Source organism: Bianquea renquensis (genome assembly GCF_014384895.1).
Taxonomy (GTDB): Bacteria; Bacillota; Clostridia; order Lachnospirales; family Bianqueaceae; genus Bianquea; species Bianquea renquensis.
The window spans coordinates 143,261-160,702 of record NZ_JACRSQ010000003.1 but is presented as its reverse complement, the minus strand read 5'-3'; the positions used below and the strand labels follow the sequence as shown (position 1 = coordinate 160,702).

Genomic DNA, 17,442 nt, shown 5'->3' with positions numbered 1-17,442 from the left:
ATGCGATGAAGATCATTGCGGGGGCTGATATCGGGAACTCGACGACGGAAGTTTGCCTCGGGGCAATCTCGGACAATGGATTTCGATTTCTGTCGGAAGCCATGGTTGCCACCACGGGAATGAAGGGGACGCCGGCCAATGCGAAGGGTGTCCGGGTTGCGCTGGAGCAAGCGGCGGAGGCGGCGGGAATCCAAGTGCAGGACATAGCGGTGATTCGAATCAATGAGGCCGCGCCCGTCATGGGCGATACAGCCATGGAGACCATTACGGAGACTGTGATCACGCAGTCGGCCATGATCGGGCACAATCCCGATACGCCAGCGGGAGCCGGCCTAGCGGTGGGAATCACTGCGGGGCTGGAGACACTCCAGGAAAAGCCCAAGGGCGAAGCGTACCTGGTGTTGATACCCCAAAGCCTATCCTACGAGGAGGCGGCGGAGCGGATCAATGAAGCGGCGGCTTCCGGCTATACCATCGCGGGAGGAATCGTCCAGCGGGATGAAGGGGTTTTGATCTATAACCGGCTGAAGGAGAAGATCCCATTTGTGGATGAGGTGAAAGCCATTGAGAAGATTCCGGAGGGAAAGAAGGGCGCTGTTGAAGTGGCGCCGGATGGACAGACCATTCAAACCCTGTCCAATCCATACGGAATGGCTTCCATTTTCCACCTAAACGCGGATGAGACAAAGAGTGTAGTCCCCATCGCTAAGAGTCTGATGGGCAATCGCTCGGCTGTTGTCATTCGAACTGGCGGCGAAGTCCGCGCAAAGACGATTCAAGCCGGCGCACTGACTGCGGTGGGGGAGCGGGGAACGGTTCAGATCCCGGTAGACGCCGGAGCGGAGGCGATTATGGCCCGGCTCTCGGAGGTCGCACCTCTCATCAGCGTGACCGGTGAGGAGGGAACCCATGTGGGAGCCATGATCGACGGTATGATCCGCTCCATGAAGGATGTCAGCGAGGGTATATCCCAACACAGTATTGCGGTCAAGGACGTGCTGGCTGTGGATACAACCATACCCGTCAGCGTTGAAGGCGCACTGGCAGGAGAAGTCAGCATGGAAAACGCCGTGGGAATTGCCGCTATGGTGAAGACCGACGCTCTACCCATGCGAAACGTTGCGAAGGCACTTTCCAGCGAGACGGGCATTTATGTGGAAGTTGCCGGTGTAGAAGCTGTTATGGCCTCCCTTGGCGCTCTGACCACACCGGGAGCTGGCTTGCCATTGGTTATTTTGGATATGGGCGGCGGGTCAACGGACGCAGCGCTGCTGAGCCCGGAGGGGGTTGTAAAAAGTATCCACCTGGCGGGGGCAGGCCAACTGGCGACCCTCCTGATTGACAGCGAGCTGGGGTTAGAGAACCGAGGGCTGGCGGAGAGGATCAAGACTCACCCTCTGGCAAAGGTGGAAAGTATGTTCCATATCCGAACGGAGGATGGGTTGGTGCGATTCTTCGAGGAACCTTTACCGCCTAAGTTGTATGGAAAAGTCATCATTTTGGATGAAGACGGCTATCTGCCGGTGGAGTCCAGGGCGGGCATGGAAAAGATCATCGCCGTGCGCCGCGACATCAAGAAAAAGATATTTGTCACCAACGCAGTGCGAGCGCTGCGAGAAATCACAGAGAATCTGCGAGAGATCAAGAGCATCGTCATGGTTGGCGGCTGCGCTCTGGATTTTGAAATTCCGGCTATGATTCTACAGGAATTGTCCAGGTACGGCATAACAGCTGGACGAGGAAATATACGGGGAGCGTGCGGGCCGCGGAATGCGGTGGCCACTGGGCTGGTGATGTCCTACGCGGACGGAGGGACGCGCCATGGGTAACCGGCCAAGCATCGAAGTGTGGAGCCGGGACCCGCGAACCGATTGGATCGAGGAAATGCAGGCGGGCGCGGAGGAAGAGGGCGTGTGGATGCGCGCCACGCAGGCCGATACCGGCGATGCCGGCGCTCTGGCCCAAGGCGCTTCGAGGGCTTCCCCGTTGGGGGTTGGCGTGGGGGTATACGGCGGGCAGGCTATGATATGGGTCGAGGCCTTGCACCGCTTCAATCCTCTGCTCCACATAGAAATCAAGACCCGGGATCAAGCCCGCCAATTGGGGGCCGATGCGGCCCGGTATGTAAAAGGAACTCCGTTGAAGGCAGGTGAATGAAGTGGCGGATGCCAGCATCTATACAAAAAGAGGGGATGGGGGCCAGACGTCCCTGGGAAATGGACGGCGAGTCCCCAAATCTCACGGCACGCTGGAGGTTCTAGGGAATCTCGATGAGCTGACGAGCCAGCTGGGATTGGCCAAAGCGAATCTGCCACCTGGGGAGTCGGATCTTCTGGAACAGATCGAGACCTTACAGAGAGAACTGATCACCCTCATGGGAGAATTGGCGGGCGCGCCCCGCTCCGGCCATGGGATCACGGCGGCTTCCATTGAAGCGATGGAGGCCAGAATCGATCAATATTCCCCTTGTTTCTCCCAACTTCACACATTTGTGCTGCCCGGCGGAACGGTCGCCTCTGCAAATCTGGACGTGGCCAGGACCATTGCAAGAAGAGCGGAGCGCTCTCTCGGAAAAGCAGGGCTGCCTTTGGCGGTGCATCAGCGGTATATGAACCGGCTATCGGATTATGTGTATGCCATGGCAAGATATCTAGATTTTCGGGAGGGAATTGCCAGACAGGTGGCAGCCGGTATTCAGAAACGGCCGCCACAGAACAGGGATAAGGAGGCGGTGGCGATGGAGCGCGGCCGGTCAGTGTCACTGGCACAGGCAAAACGGCTATTGGAGGAGCTGGAAGAGGAGGCGCTCCGCCAGGGCCTTAAGCTGGTCATGGCGGTGGCTGACGCATCAGGCCGCCCCATAGCAGTCCACGTTATGGACGGCGCCTTCATCGCCAGCTATGATATCGCAGTCAATAAAGCATTTACAGCGGTCTCTCTCAAAATGCCGACAAAGGAGTTGGAAGAGCTCTGCAAGCCAGGAGGAAGTCTGTATGGCCTGCAAAACACCAACGACGGGAAGATCGTCATTTTCGGCGGCGGCGTCCCCCTCATGGGGGAAGGGGCGGTGATAGGAGGGCTTGGCGTCAGCGGCTCCTCCGCCGAGAACGACACGAGAATGGCCGAAATCGGAGAGCAGCTGTTCAATCAAGTTTATCCGCAAGGTGAATTAGCCTAGCAAAAGGAGGAATACCCTTGGCTGTATCAGAAAAAGAGTTGCAGGAGCTCGTCCGCAGTGTGTTAGCGCGGATGGGTGACTTGACTCCTTCGCAACAAGAAGAGACGGGCGTGTACGACAAAATGGAAGACGCCATTGCCGCCAGCGCTCGGGCACAAAAGGAAATCCGAAGGATGCCTTTGGAATTCCGTGAGAAAATCATTGCCAATATACGAAAGCTGACCATGGAGAATCTACAGAAGCTGGCGGAGATGGGCGTGGCGGAAACGGGAATGGGAAACATAGGCCACAAGATCATCAAACATCAGCTGGTTGCGGAAAAGACACCGGGAACGGAGGATCTCTCCACTATCGCCTGGTCTGGAGACAGGGGACTGACTTTGGTGGAGCAAGGCCCTTTCGGCGTCATCGGCGCCATTACCCCTTCCACCAATCCCAGTGAGACAGTGCTCTGCAATTCTATCGGGATGCTGGCGGCCGGCAACAGTGTCGTCTTCAACCCGCATCCCAGTGCCATCGGCGTCTCCAGCTTTGCTGTGCAGCTTGTCAACCAGGCTTCTATAGCGGCGGGGGGGCCAGCCAATATTGCGACGACGGTTCGGAAGCCCACGCTGGAGACAGCAGACATCATGTATAAAAGTCCGGTGATCCCGCTCTTAGTCGCCACTGGGGGGCCAGGCGTTGTGACGGCGGTTCTCTCCACAGGAAAACGCGCCATCGGCGCTGGAGCCGGAAATCCGCCCGTGGTCGTGGACGAGACAGCTGACATCCGCAAAGCGGCGGAGGACATCATCAACGGCGCCACCCTGGACAACAATCTTCCCTGTATCGCAGAAAAAGAGGTTGTCGTTGTGGATAAAGTGGCGGACGAATTGATGTTTTACATGGAGCAGTGCGGAGCCTACCGGCTCACGGACAAAGCGCTCATCGACAAGCTGGCGGAGATGGTTTTGACTACGAACAAGAAGGGCAAGCAGATCGTATCCCGCGACTGGGTGGGACGCGACGCCTACAAATTCCTGAATGCGCTGGGGATTGACGCCGACGCCAGCGTTAAGTGTATCATTTTTGAGGCGGAAGAGGAACATATCCTAGTGCAGACGGAACTGATGATGCCGATCCTGGGGATCGTTCGGGCCAAGGATGCGCAGTCAGCTATGGAAATGGGAGTTCGCCTGGAACACGGGAACCGCCATTCCGCCCATATGCACTCCAAAAACGTGGATCACTTGACACAGTTTGGCCAGATGATCGACACCGCGATCTTTGTCAAGAATGGTCCATCCTATGCGGCCCTCGGGTTTGGCGGCGAAGGATTCCCGACCTTCACCATCGCCAGCCGGACCGGCGAAGGATTGACCTCTGCCAAGACATTTACAAAATCCAGACGCTGTGTTATGACCGATGCGCTTTGCATTCGATGAGAAAGGAGAGGATATAGATGGATATTAATCAAGTGGACATTGAAAAGATTGTCCAGCAGGTTCTGTCCCAGATGGGGGATCAGAAGCCGGATGGCAGGAAGCAGACAGCCCCCCAGAGCTTTTCGATACCGAAGAGAGCAAAGGTTGCCATGATGACGGACCTTCGAAAGATTGAGGTGAAGGAATTTGACATTCCGGAGATTGGCGACGATGAAATGTTAGTCAAGGTTGAAGGATGTGGCATCTGCGGTACCGATGTCCATGAGTACAAAAATGATCCCTTTGGGCTGATTCCCGTTGTCCTTGGACACGAGGGAAGCGGACAGATTGTCAAGATGGGAAAGAACATTACGCAGGATACGACCGGAAAGCCTCTCGCGTTGGGAGACAAGATCGTCACCTGTACGATCCCCTGTGGCAAATGTGATGCCTGCCTGAATATGAGGGAAAAGGATAATCTGTGCGAGAATTCTGGAATTTACGGCTTAATGCCGGAGGACGATCATTATCACTTTAACGGTTGGTTCAGTGAATACCTGGTCATCCGCAAAGGTTCCACATTTTTTAAAGTCAACGACATGAGCCTGAAACTGCGGCTCCTGATCGAGCCTGCAGCGGTTGTGGTTCACGCTGTAGAGCGCGCTAAGTCAACGGGTCTGCTGACCTTCAATTCTAACGTAGCCATTCAAGGCTTGGGTCCCATCGGACTGATGTTGCTGGCTGTCATCCGGACCATGGGCGTTGAGAACATCATCGCCATCGACGGGGATGAGAAACGCTTGCAGATGGCAAAGCGGTTTGGCGCGAAATACACCATGAACTTTAAAAATTACAAGGATCTGGACGAGCAGGTTCGCCGCCTAAAGGAACTCACAAGCGGGCGGGGAGCGGATTTCGCCTTCCAGTGTACAGGCGTGCCTGCGGCGGCCTCCAACGTGTGGAAGTTTGTCAAGAGAGGCGGCGGTTTGGCGGAGATCGGATTCTTTGTTGACAACGGATGCTGTAGCATCAATCCCCATCACGACATCTGCAAAAAGGAGATCACCATGGTGGGATCCTGGACATACAAGGTCAGCGACTACCCGATTACCTTTGATTTCCTCCGCAGGGCTGTTGGAATCGGGCTGCCAATCGAGGAGCTGATCACCCATGAGTACAGCCTGGATCAGATGAATGAGGCTATGGATACCAATATGAAACAGCTGGGCATCAAGATCGCCTATATCAATAAAAATTGAGGAGATTGCACATGGAAGCAGTGGGAATGTTGGAAGTGTTTGGACTTGTCTGTGCCATGGTGGCGGCGGATGCGGGCTGTAAAGCTGGCAATGTCACCATCGAAGCCATGGATAAGAACAAACCGGCCAATGCGGATGCGCTTCCGGTGCCATTGCTGGTTTGCATTAAGTTCCGGGGGTCTGTGGCGGATGTGGAGTCCGCCATGGAAGCGGCAGAGGCGGCAGCGATGGCGCAGACAGGCGTGTACTCCAAATACATCATACCCAGACCGGATGAAAATACGGAGGATATGTTGCGGATCAGCTGTTTAGGAAAAGCAGCGCCTCCCGGCGAGGCGCCGGCGAAGGAGCGGTTCTGACAACCGGTATTGGACAGGGGAGAAAGAACCCAAAGCAAATGTGGAACCAATAGTTGCAGAATGTGACAAAATCATGTATAATCAAAACGAAATTCCCAAAGGAGGATTTTTGCGATGCAGGAAGCATTAGGAATGGTGGAAACGAGAGGTCTCGTCGCGGCGATCGAAGCGGCTGACGCCATGGTCAAGGCGGCAGATGTGGTATTGATCGGGACCGAGAAGATTGGATCGGGACTTGTGTCCGTTATGGTTCGCGGCGATGTAGCGGCGGTGAAGGCGGCTACGGAAGTTGGAGGAAATTCCGCCAGCCGTCTGGGCGAGCTGGTAGCGGTTCACGTCATTCCCAGACCCCACGCTGACATAGAGAAGATTCTTCCCACCTTAGACTGATCTTTTTCTTGTCTGCTTGTACAGGCATCGAAAGGAAAGGATGAGGAAGATGCAAGCCATAGGATTGTTTGAGCTTCAAGGATACGTACCCGCGTTGGCGGCCACAGACATCATGTTAAAGACCGCCAATGTCAAGTTTCTAACCTGGGAGAAAAAGTTAGGGGGATGGCTTGTAACCATCGTCATCCAGGGCGAGGTTTCCGCCGTCACGGCGGCCATCGAGGCAGCCAAGGCGGGCACCATACGAAAGTACGCTGCCGCTGCGGTTATCCCTAATCCGCACCCGGAGGTTATGAAACAGATTGAAATCAGTGCAAGTAAATATCATTTCACTTTTGACGACTAAAAATAAGGAGGATCACACAATGGAAGCATTAGGAATGGTTGAGACAAGAGGTTTGGTAGCAGCGATTGAGGCGGCAGATGCCATGGTCAAGGCGGCAAATGTAGTCCTGATTGGAACCGAGAAGATCGGATCGGGACTGGTATCGGTCATGATCCGCGGGGATGTGGGAGCTGTCAAAGCCGCCACAGAAGCCGGCGCAAATGCAGCGCAGAACCTGGGCGAGATTATTGCCGTACATGTCATCCCCAGACCTCACAGCGATGTAGAGAAAATTCTTCCGACTTTGGACTAATCAGTAGAAGGCGTTAGAATGGACAGCGGACGCCCCCGGCCTCGGAGGCGTCCGTGAATCTGCAAAGAAGGTGAGTCTATTGAACAATGAAGCAATCGTAAATGCGGTCGTAGCACAGATTCTGGAACAGTTAAAGGGCCAGCCCACGGCGGCCGGCGAGGAGAGATCCGTCAAGGTCGGCGTGTCAGCCCGTCACCTTCATCTCTGCCGGGAACATATGGATATTCTGTTTGGCGCAGGTTCAGAGCTGACTCCTATGAAGGAGCTGATGGGTGGTCAGTTTGCCGCCAAGGAGACCGTCACGATCATCGGGCTGAAACTGCGCCCCATCGAAAATGTCCGCGTGTTGGGGCCCCTGAGGAGTCAGACCCAGGTGGAGGTATCCGCCACGGATTGTATCCGGCTCGGCGTGAAGGCCCCGGTGCGCCTATCTGGAGATTTGAAGGGATCCGCGCCGATCGTCATCGTGGGACCTAAGGGAGCCGTATCGCTTAAGGAAGGCTGTATCGTGGCAAAACGACATATTCACATGTCGCCGGAGGATGCCGCGGCGTTCGGCGTCCATGATAAACAGGTGGTCTCTGTGCAGGCTCCAGGCGCCAGAGGGGGACTGCTGGAAGAGGTTCCAGTCCGCGTCGACAAGAGCTTTACAACGGAAATGCATATCGATACCGATGAGGCGAACGGCCTTGGAATTGCCAATGGCTCTAAGCTGCCGGTTATTGTTTGACTCCCATTTTTGGGATGACATTTGGTTAGCAAGATGGTGGACCCATATGGCCGGAGGTGATGGAAGTGCTTATAGCAAAGGTGATCGGAACCGTGGTGGCGACAAGAAAAAATAGTAATCTGATCGGAAACAAATTTATGATTGTGGAGACACTCGACCAGATGAAGGATGGACATCGCCGCCTCGTGGCGGTTGACCAGACGGGCGCCGGAATTGGGGATTTGGTGCTGGTTGCCCTCGGCAGTGCAGCGCGGATGGAAGCCTCCGCGTTGAATGCATCGGTGGATGCAGCAATCGTGGGCATTGTCGACAATCCGGACGAGATTTATATTCGAGAATCATAATGGAGGTAGGCTTACGTGTTACGTGCGCTAGGGATGTTGGAGCTGAAGTCCATCGCAAAAGGATTTTCCGCGGCGGATACAATGGTCAAGACCGCAGAGGTTGAACTGGTGATTGCGAAGCCTATTTGTCCTGGAAAGTTTATCGTTCTCATACAAGGCGGGATTGCCGCCGTGACGGCTTCCTTAGAGCGGGGGCGGCGCGAGTATGGGGACTTTCTCGTGGATAGTTTCTTGCTGGGAAATCCTCATGACCATGTGTTTTCCGCACTGAAAGGCGAATATCGCTTCCAAGAAGTTGAGGCCATGGGCGTTGTCGAGACGTGGTCCGTGCCCTCCGCATTGGTTGCCGCAGATCAAGGGGCAAAAGCAGCGCAATCCGATGTTGTAAAAGTTGGATTGGCGAGAGAGCTGGGTGGCAAAGCCTACGTTCTGTTTACAGGAGAGGTCGCGGCAGTCCAGGCATCGGTTGAAGCTGCGGTTAAGGACAGCCGGGTGAAGGAAAAATTGATCGACACATCGCTGATCCCCAATCCGGACCAGAAGCTGTGGGAGTCGATTCTCGGCTGAGAAGTTCCGGGGGTTTCGGCCTGGATGGAATAGAACATGAAAAAGTGGTTCATACTGCTGAGTATGGGCTATTTTTTTAGAAAATGGGAAATAATGTAAAAAATTGCGGATTACTACAAATTTTACTTTAAAATTGACATTCTGTTTAAATCATAATACAAATTGTCGCCTTGACAGATTTCAGCCCTGAAATATGGTACAGTAGTATTCGACGATATGTTGATAGGAGGGCGATAAAATGGCAACAGATGGAGAGAAGAAAGTAGAGAATCTTGGAAAGAGACTGAAGGAACTCCGGGATGAGCAGGGCCTAACCCAGGAGGAGGTTGCCAACGCCATCGGAGTCGAGGCGGGCGCCTATTCCAATTACGAAAGAGAGACTAGAACCCCCGATGTTCAAAAGCTGACGGCATTGGCCGATTTTTACAGAGTCACCATCGACTACCTTTGCGGCCGGACGACGCATCGGACTGGGGGCAATCCCATGGATATGTATGGCGCTAGATTGTTCCGAGATTTGAACAAGGTCATCGAAAAGTATGAGAAGCTGATTCAGACGAATCAGGATAAGACGCTATAAAAATCTGAATTTCCCCTCGAACCGATGGAATTTTTTCCGCAACCCCGCTATAATAAATTGACAAAGTATTTATAGCGCAGTATAATAGACACGCATTGCATAATTCCGATACCAGGAGGATTCTATATGGCGAAGCTCTCACTTTTGGGTGATTCAATCATGTTTAACAACTATGGGCCGGTTGTCGAGGAGACGCTGCAAAATCAATTTACGGTCTTCCGTCCAGATGAGAACTGCCGGTTCGCTGCGTATACGCTGCGCGGTCTGCATGAATGGAAGGAGGGACTGGCCGGCAGCGATATTATCCACTGGAATAATGGCCTGTGGGATACGTGCGATCTGTTCGGCGATGGTGCGTTTACCCCTCTTGATACGTATGTGGAAACCATGGTCAGGATCGCTCGGCTTCTGAAGAGGATTACGCCCAATATTATTTTTGCAACCACGACTCCGCCCTCCCCAAAGATGTGGGGCCACGATCAGAACCGCATACGTCTCTATAACCAGACCGTCTGTCAGGAGCTGATCCGAGAGGGCGTTCGGATCAATGATCTTTTCTCCCTTGTTCTGCCAAAGGTGGAGGAATACATATGTGAGGATCAGATTCATCTAAGCGAAGCCGGGATCCAGGCCTGCGCGAAGCAGGTAATGGACGCCATCACCGCTCTCGCAAAGGAAAAAAATCTGATGTAACCATCAATTCCCCAGTCCGGGGGGCGCTACTGGAAGTGAAAATTCCCATCGATCCTTTCACGGTGTTGCACATAGATGAGTTCATAGCGGTACAAAGTGTTGTTCAGACATGCTTGTACCGCTATTTCATCCTAAAGGAGAGTTCGCCGTGAGGCGGACCTAGATCCGAAGAACCGGAGGTTTTTTATAGATTTGGATGGAGTCTATTGCCATAGGCGAGAGGATTTGAAGAGCATGCGAAAGGAGTAGCAATGAGCGACTACCAAATCAAACAATTTTTTTCAACTCCGCCGTCAGGATATGGAACCGTTCCCTTTTACTGGTGGGTTGGAGATCCCTTAGACCGGGATAAGCTTCTCTACCATTTGGATCAGGTCAAGGACCATCATATCAGCGGGTTGCAGGTTAACTATTGCCATACCGATAAGGGCGGGTTGATATACGGTTTAACCATGCGAAATGAACCGGATCTATTCTCCGATGCGTGGTGGGAACTATTTGGATGGTTTATGCAGGAGGCAAAAAAGCGAGGCATTGCCGTCAGTCTCAGCGACTATACCCTTGGGATACCGGGGCAGGGATATTTTACAGATTGGATTTTAGAGGAACATCCAGATATGACGGGATGCATGTTGCAGATTCATTCCGTGGAGATGAAAGCGGGTATTCCAGCTGAGATCAATCTCTCTGGGCTATGCGCCTGTGAAGATCTGCTCTGTGCCGTCTTTTTGCATCGACAAGAAAAAGCCGCAGATCTGCTGAGGGAGCTGTCTTCAGGGATTTTTACCTATTGTCCGGATCGCGATGGAGAACTGGTGTTGGTGTACCGCGTGAGAAAGGAGAAATCTTTGGATCCCATGCATCCAGAGGCGGGCAATCAGGTGATTGCAAAGTTTTTCCACCCATTTGAAGAACATTTTCCCGGGGAGTGCGGGAAGGGGTTGAATTTCTTTTTTTCGGATGAACTGGAGTTCCGAATCCGGGGCAATCTGTGGAATGATCTATTTGCAGAGGAGTTTCAGCGGCGGAAAGGGTATGATATCCGGCCTGTGCTCTATCAGCTTTTTCGGCAGGCGGACCAAGGCTTCATCAAGACTCGGCTGGATTATTATGACGTGATCGTGCAGCTGGAGGAGGAAAACTACTTCCAGAAAGTCTATAGGTGGCACGAAGAGCGTGGCATGGTGTACGGCTGTGACCACGGGGGAAGAGGCAAGGATGTCACGGAGTTTGGCGATTATTTTCGGACGCAAAAGTACAACCAGGGGCCCGGATGTGATCAACCTATGCTTGAGTCGGATATCATCAAAAACAAAGTGGCCAGTTCCATCGCCCACCTGTATCAGCGTCCTCGCGTGTGGCTGGAGGGATTTCACAGCAGTGGATGGGGCACATCCTCCCAGGATCTAGCGGACGCGCTGGCGCGGAATTTTGTCATGGGGCATACCCTTTTGTCCTTACACGGCTTTTACTATTCCACCCATGGAAGCTGGTGGGAATGGGCGCCTCCGTGTAATTGTGTCAGGGTTCCCTATTGGAAGGATATGAAGCAGCTCCTGGCTGCGGTAGAACGCATGAGTTATCTTTTAAGTCAGGGAGTCCACTGCGCTCCGGTGGCGATTTTATATCCGGTTGCGGCCATGGAGGGAGGCATCGAGGGGGAGGTGGCTGTTGAGACCGCATTCTCCATGGGAGAGTCTCTGTATTCTTCCGGTATTGATTTGGATTATCTGGATTTTGAATCCCTTCGAAGGGCTGAGATCGCTGGCGGCGCACTCCAGATCGCGGGGGAATCGTATTCGGTGGTTGTCATTCCCAATATGCGGACCATACGCGGGGAGACCATCCAAAAGCTGTGCGCCTTCGCCCAAGCCGGAGGAAAAGTGATTTGCGTTGGCGATTTTCCGATCTTTAGCGATCTTGCGCTGGAGGGGCTGGAGGAAGAATTTCGGCTTACAGGCGGAATCATCGTGCCGCCAGAGGAAGCGGTGAATCGGATTCGCTCTCTTGTCCAAGCGGATATCGTTCCAGAGCAGACAGCCGAATACTATACACTCCATCGCCGGATTGACGGGATGGATGTGTTTATGAGCTATGGAATCCCCAAGGGGACGCGCTGTCTATACCGCGCCTTTGGAAAGCCCTCGTTTTGGAATTGTCAGGATGGGAAGAGCTACGCCCTAAAAGGGGAACCGTGCCCGGAGGGAACTTACATCACCATGCCGGTGTGGGATACAGAATTCCCCATCATTGTGTTTAGCGAGGAGGCGGCGGAGGAAGAGTTTCAGTCACTGGAGCCTGTTGAAGAGATTCCGTTGGAGGATGATGTCTGGGAATTTGAAGTGAAGCCATCGCTGGACAATCGATGGGGGGATTTTGAATTGCCGGTTCAAGAGCCGGTTGTGGGCGTGCTTGTAAAGGAATTTGAGGATCTGGGTATGGTTGGAGAGCCGGTTCCCTCTGCGGTTCCATGTGAGAGAAGTGTCCGGTCTTCTTTTGGACCGTACTATCTGGCCGCTGGTCCTTTTCAGACACAAGAGCAATGGCAGCAGACGGCGGAGAGAGCGGCACAGGGGATAACGGAGGGATTTGCGCCTTACGAGATGTCCATGCGATATGGGCTCGAACAGGAGCCGGGCCATCAGGGATACCATGGACTGAAAGGGAAGGTAACAGACGCGTATCTGACCGTGGGACGGCTAGAGTCAAAGCGTTCGCATATGGATCCCCAATATAAACCATATGAAGAGGGAGTCGGGAGAGTCTTCTATACCACTGTTCTCAGCGACCGGGATCAGGATGCCTATCTGCTTACGGATTCCATGAAACCAGACCGGCTTTACGTCAATGGGATTGAGTACAAGGGGGACTGCCATTCGATCCCGCTGATGAAAGGGAGGAATCCTGTTGTCGCGGCGTACCTGGACTGTGGGCGAACGTATCTGCTCTTTGCCACGTCCCCGGAGGCGGCACTGCAGCCCACCCCATATCCCCTCGCCATGCGGTGGTATCGAAATCCACACATCCTTCCCCTTGATGCTTTTGGAGGACGGTATGAGGGGCAGTATGTCCATCTCCGCTTCGACGCTCCGCCAGCAACAGAGTCTATGAAGCTGCGCGCTCAAGGAGCGGTAATCGCCTATATCGGCGGTGAGAGGGCCAACGTTATGTCCGACGGCGAGAGTCAGAGAATCCTAATTGAGTCGCCAAAGCCGGACGCGACAGAGGTTCATCTCTTTATTCGCGTGGAAAAGGGGCATTACGCTGGTGCGGCGCTGGAGGAGGCGGTTGCCGTAACCTGTGGAGTAGGGCGCATCCATGAGGGCGATTGGTCGCGAATCAGCGGATTAAAGGCATATTCAGGCGGAGCCTGGTACCGGAAGACAGTGCATCTAGACTCGGGCAGCCAGGAGGTACTGCTGGACCTTGGTGAGGTTGTCTCCTCGGCTAGCGTCTATGTCAACGGCCAGTATGCAGGAACAAGGGTAGCGGCGCCCTGGACCTTCTCCATCGGGCCTTGGCTCCAAAAAGGGGACAATCGCCTTGAGATCGAGGTTTACAATACATTGGGAAACCAATTTGAATTTACGCCCACGCCCTATAAGACGGGGATTCGGTCGGGGCTTTTGGGCAAAGTGAAGCTCTGGATTGCGGAGGAACGCCCCTAAAAAGGGTAGGACCCTCAATATGACAGACTTCTCGGTTTGAGAGAGCCCGTGAGGAGGCGAGGAATTACAAAAGAACCGAGCGTACACGAATACGCTCGATTCTTTTATATTACGTACCATAGCTAGTCTCTCGTCCCAACCCTTTTTGTATTAACAGGAAAATTTAACAAATCTGTTGCATCCATCTCCAAAGCATCTGCGATATTAAAAAGGATTTCCAGTGAAAAGGGACGAACGATATTAGGCGCTTCGATAGAACTGATATGTGACCGGCTGACCATGGCCAAATCTGCAAGTTGCTGTTGCGTCATGCCTTTCAGCTTGCGAAAATAGGCAATAGCTAATCCTATTTCGATGAAGCGATCCCTATTCTTGAATTGCCCTGTGGACTTTTGTGCCATAATTCACCTACCTTTCTAAATATATGATAAACCTATTGTCCTACACTTATCAATTATAACCTACTGAAAAAAATTGTCTGCAAAAATATATTGAGCAATTGACATATTTTTTGAGCAATAGTATAATATATAGCGCGGAGGTGAGATATATTTGATTTTGGAAGCAAAAGAATTATGGAAAAAAGCCAATGAAAATATATTGGTCTCATCCTATGTTGGAGCCAGAGCCAATCGAGATGCACCGGTCGTCGCAGAGAACATTCGGAGAGCACTCTCATCTTTCATTCAAGCGGGCGCGAAGAATTTTGTCATCGGAATCCCCTACATTGAAAACCTCAAAAACCATTTTTACGAAGCCGTCGTTCAGCAGATTCATGAATTGAATGTCCCGCCGGGCGTGAGAATTGGCGTTCTGACAAGCAAGCGCAACGAGGAGGAATGTCTCTCCTGCGCAAAAGAGTATGCACTTGATTTCGTCGGTTTTGCGGAGAGTTCGTCGGGAAGAAAGTTGGAAGTTGAGCTCTTGGAGAATAACATGTTTTCTGGCGTACTCTGCTACTATACCAAACATTTAAGCCAGTACGGCTGTGTGCCGGTGATCGCAAGGAAAAAGAATCTGCCAGTTAAAAATATCTATCTCGATACATATAAACATATGCTTACATACAAGGCACAGTATGTTCAAGACACAAAATATAAGCATCTCATGATGAAGAAGAGTGAATATGAAGGGACGCTGCGTGACCTTGTGCCAGAGGAAGTACAAGGTCAGCTAAAGGACTATTTTGCAGTCATGGATGAATTGTTAACATATGTGATAGAAGTGTCAAACCAAATAGAACATTGATACGGGTTTACGTTTCAGTGAACGTATAAAAAAGAAAAAATATTTTATAAGTTGATCATTTTTGGTACAATAGGAGAACCTATTGAGAAAGCGGAATGCAGAGCATAAATTGTTCTAAAATGCCTTGTCTAAGTGAATTTTCAAAGATGGAAGCCCAAAAAAAATAATTGATAATATTTCGATAAGTGAATATAATATACACTGTAATAGAATTAGAAGATTCACTGAGGAGGCAATAGAGAAAGATGGATTCCACAAAATTTGTATCCAGATTTGGTAACATGTATGATTTGTTTTTTTTGTATAAGCTTTATTTTAACAAAGCAGAATGGATGTCAGAATTTGCACTTCACAAGAAGGTTGAGAGCGACAATCTGTTCTATGAAAGAACGGTCAGTGAATTCGGCGAGTTCCCTGCAGAGTTAAAAATATTCTGTACCATGAATGAGGATGATATGACATTCCTGGATACTCTCTATTTTGATCTGCTGGAGCAGGATATTGAACTTACATTTCAGGCTTTCAGCGCTAAGCTGGAAGAGGAAGAGTTTTTGAAGCAGCAGGTGTTCCACTTCTATCTAGGAATTGATATTACGAGCAAGACAATGGTCGAGATTGCGGAAAAAGTTGACGGAAGTTATTATTCTGAGGAAATCAAACATCTGTTACTTTCGTTTTATATAAAGCCTGAAAAATATCAAAAGGCTCTCATCTATGACCTGATTTCAAAAGAAGCCATGTTGACCAATTATTATCAGCGCAATTTCAAAACGGCCACGAAGGCCCAGGAAACCTTCGAGGAGGATGACATCGATTCCCTGGTCAACAGCAAAAAGGAGACGCTGTGCTCCATCGCATTGATCGCCAAGAACATGATCATTGCCAGGGAAATCGGCGAATACAATGTGGTCATTTTAGGCTCCGATTATCGAGAGGTGTTGCAGGAGCGGGAGAGTGACAGCGAGACGCCGGATTTGATTGGATTTGGCAAGGTCATGTCTGAACAAAATCGTGTGGTCATTCTGGACATGCTTCTGGAACATAAAGAACTATCCACCAGCGATATCGCCCGCCGGCTGAAAGTTTCCGTCAACGCTGCGTATTATCATCTGAATATGATGACGGATATCGATATGCTGTTTTCGAGAAATGAAGGGCGGACTGTCTACTTCAAGATCAATCCCAATCATTTCGTCGCAATCCGCAAAGCCCTCGAAAAGTATATGTAGAATTGGCAGAGAAAAAGTAGTCCCCCATAAGAGGAGGCGGCGCAGAGCGTATGCTCTGCGCCGCCTCCTTTTATAGTCTGCTCTGGGACGGGTTAGATCAGGAAGTCCGTGGAGTATGGTAAATTTGCATAATAATTGAAAAAATATTTGTGATTTTTGTGTATTTATGGTTAAATAGAAATATGTTACTATTAAAATATAAAATTTATAACACTCTTATGAATGGCTTTGGACGAGGGGATTCTAATGGATGGCGATCCATTGGGCATTTTTCTGTTTTGCAGAGAAGCAGTGCCGGCGTTTATAGGAGAATGGTCTTATATCTGATAAAAGGGGGTTTCGTTATATGCGAGTGGTTAGCAAGGCAGCAATAACAGTTCTCACAATTTCCATCCTTCTTTTTTCTTCCTGCGCACAGGACGGTGGCGGTACATCGACACCGTCTAGTTCTATGGAAGACACGTATGGGCCCCACATAGAACTATACAATCTGGACATGCCCAGAAAAGTAATGCTAGGCGACAACGTTACTTTGCGGTTTAGTCCTTCCGAAGATTCGGAGACGTACAATGAGATCTCGCATTTTTTGGTGACGCTTATGGCAGTGGTTCGGACGGATCATTTTGATCAGCCTGAGAATGAGGACGGTCTGTGGGGGCTTGTATATTGTTTTCAGCTGGATAACAGTTTGGATAATGTTGGTTGGGTTCCTTTCCGCGAGTTCACGGAATATACGGAAGAAAATAAACATTTGCTTCGGTATCCTGTCCAACTAAAAGAAGGATGTGTGGATTTGGATACGGGGGAAGAGGTCAAATGGGACAATGTTCTCGTCACATTTGAAGAGGATTATGCAATTGTCAGTTGGGAAGGCGGTCATAACCACCGAGTCAGCCCAGACGATATCGTGTATCCTGACGTGAAAACAGTCAATGAAGAAAGGCTCCATTAGCACAGAAGAATGTGCACATGTGGTTTACTTGATTAGGGGATAGGACAAAGGCGTTCTGTATAGGCAGTGTGCCTTTTTTTCGGATTTGAGATGGGAATTTGCTTTTTGGTAACGCGGGGCGAAATTTGTTAATGAAAAAGTGTTGACATGCAACACAAAATGTGATAATATATAAACCGTCGCAAAGAGGACTGTGACAGATAT

19 protein-coding genes are annotated in these 17,442 nt (G+C 51.2%); 18 read left to right on the top strand and 1 reads right to left on the bottom strand.

Annotated elements, in window-relative coordinates:
• Positions 1–5 precede the first annotated feature (5 nt).
• The 15 genes from H8730_RS03620 (at position 6) to H8730_RS03550 (ending at position 13,809) form a co-directional block, all read left to right on the top strand.
• Positions 6–1,829, top strand: a complete 1,824-nt coding sequence (locus H8730_RS03620) for a diol dehydratase reactivase subunit alpha (RefSeq protein WP_177717301.1) — start codon at positions 6–8, stop codon at positions 1,827–1,829.
• A complete protein-coding gene (locus H8730_RS03615; protein ID WP_177717297.1) occupies positions 1,822–2,157 on the top strand; it encodes a glycerol dehydratase reactivase beta/small subunit family protein in 336 nt (111 codons plus the stop codon). Before H8730_RS03620 ends, H8730_RS03615 begins: the two co-directional genes overlap by 8 nt.
• Positions 2,150–3,178 (top strand): cob(I)yrinic acid a,c-diamide adenosyltransferase, encoded by a 1,029-nt coding sequence (locus H8730_RS17830; RefSeq protein WP_249289386.1) that lies wholly within the window; start codon positions 2,150–2,152, stop codon positions 3,176–3,178. Before H8730_RS03615 ends, H8730_RS17830 begins: the two co-directional genes overlap by 8 nt.
• A 17-nt stretch (positions 3,179–3,195) precedes the next feature.
• Positions 3,196–4,602: an aldehyde dehydrogenase family protein gene (locus tag H8730_RS03605; protein ID WP_177717292.1), complete on the top strand. Its 1,407-nt coding sequence runs from the start codon at positions 3,196–3,198 to the stop codon at positions 4,600–4,602.
• 17 nt (positions 4,603–4,619) lie between these two features.
• On the top strand, positions 4,620–5,840 hold the full coding sequence (locus H8730_RS03600; RefSeq protein WP_177717289.1) for a zinc-dependent alcohol dehydrogenase: 1,221 nt from the start codon (positions 4,620–4,622) through the stop codon (positions 5,838–5,840).
• Between the two features lie 11 nt (positions 5,841–5,851).
• Positions 5,852–6,199 carry a BMC domain-containing protein gene (locus tag H8730_RS03595; protein WP_177717287.1) on the top strand — a complete coding sequence of 116 codons (348 nt, stop codon included), beginning with the start codon at positions 5,852–5,854 and terminating at the stop codon, positions 6,197–6,199.
• A gap of 114 nt (positions 6,200–6,313) precedes the next feature.
• The gene (locus H8730_RS03590) at positions 6,314–6,589 is read left to right on the top strand and encodes a BMC domain-containing protein (RefSeq protein WP_177717284.1); all 276 of its coding nucleotides are present in this window, start codon (positions 6,314–6,316) and stop codon (positions 6,587–6,589) included.
• Between the two features lie 49 nt (positions 6,590–6,638).
• Complete coding sequence (locus tag H8730_RS03585; protein WP_177717281.1) at positions 6,639–6,935, top strand: BMC domain-containing protein; 297 nt, start codon at positions 6,639–6,641, stop codon at positions 6,933–6,935.
• 19 nt (positions 6,936–6,954) lie between these two features.
• Entirely contained in the window at positions 6,955–7,227 is a 273-nt protein-coding gene (gene pduA / locus H8730_RS03580; RefSeq protein WP_177717278.1) for a propanediol utilization microcompartment protein PduA, read from the top strand.
• 79 nt (positions 7,228–7,306) lie between these two features.
• Positions 7,307–7,957: a phosphate propanoyltransferase gene (locus H8730_RS03575; protein WP_177717570.1), complete on the top strand. Its 651-nt coding sequence runs from the start codon at positions 7,307–7,309 to the stop codon at positions 7,955–7,957.
• Between the two features lie 65 nt (positions 7,958–8,022).
• On the top strand, positions 8,023–8,301 hold the full coding sequence (locus H8730_RS03570) for a EutN/CcmL family microcompartment protein (protein ID WP_177717586.1): 279 nt from the start codon (positions 8,023–8,025) through the stop codon (positions 8,299–8,301).
• A gap of 15 nt (positions 8,302–8,316) precedes the next feature.
• On the top strand, positions 8,317–8,868 hold the full coding sequence (locus H8730_RS03565; protein ID WP_177717572.1) for a BMC domain-containing protein: 552 nt from the start codon (positions 8,317–8,319) through the stop codon (positions 8,866–8,868).
• A 238-nt stretch (positions 8,869–9,106) separates the two neighbouring features.
• Positions 9,107–9,448 (top strand): helix-turn-helix domain-containing protein, encoded by a 342-nt coding sequence (locus tag H8730_RS03560; protein ID WP_177717574.1) that lies wholly within the window; start codon positions 9,107–9,109, stop codon positions 9,446–9,448.
• A 126-nt stretch (positions 9,449–9,574) separates the two neighbouring features.
• Complete coding sequence (locus H8730_RS03555; RefSeq protein WP_177717576.1) at positions 9,575–10,141, top strand: SGNH/GDSL hydrolase family protein; 567 nt, start codon at positions 9,575–9,577, stop codon at positions 10,139–10,141.
• A 251-nt stretch (positions 10,142–10,392) separates the two neighbouring features.
• A complete protein-coding gene (locus tag H8730_RS03550; protein ID WP_177717578.1) occupies positions 10,393–13,809 on the top strand; it encodes a glycosyl hydrolase in 3,417 nt (1,138 codons plus the stop codon).
• Between the two features lie 122 nt (positions 13,810–13,931).
• Here the strand turns inward: H8730_RS03550 and H8730_RS03545 are convergent, their stop codons facing one another.
• Entirely contained in the window at positions 13,932–14,210 is a 279-nt protein-coding gene (locus tag H8730_RS03545) for a helix-turn-helix domain-containing protein (protein WP_177717580.1), read from the bottom strand.
• Between the two features lie 151 nt (positions 14,211–14,361).
• On the opposite strand from H8730_RS03545, the gene H8730_RS03540 reads away from it, so the two are divergent.
• From H8730_RS03540 to H8730_RS03530, 3 genes are all read left to right on the top strand, one after another.
• Positions 14,362–15,057 carry a hypothetical protein gene (locus tag H8730_RS03540; RefSeq protein WP_177717582.1) on the top strand — a complete coding sequence of 232 codons (696 nt, stop codon included), beginning with the start codon at positions 14,362–14,364 and terminating at the stop codon, positions 15,055–15,057.
• A gap of 245 nt (positions 15,058–15,302) precedes the next feature.
• Entirely contained in the window at positions 15,303–16,286 is a 984-nt protein-coding gene (locus H8730_RS03535) for an ArsR/SmtB family transcription factor (RefSeq protein WP_177717584.1), read from the top strand.
• Between the two features lie 346 nt (positions 16,287–16,632).
• The gene (locus H8730_RS03530; RefSeq protein WP_177718703.1) at positions 16,633–17,238 is read left to right on the top strand and encodes a hypothetical protein; all 606 of its coding nucleotides are present in this window, start codon (positions 16,633–16,635) and stop codon (positions 17,236–17,238) included.
• Positions 17,239–17,442: the final 204 nt, after the last annotated feature.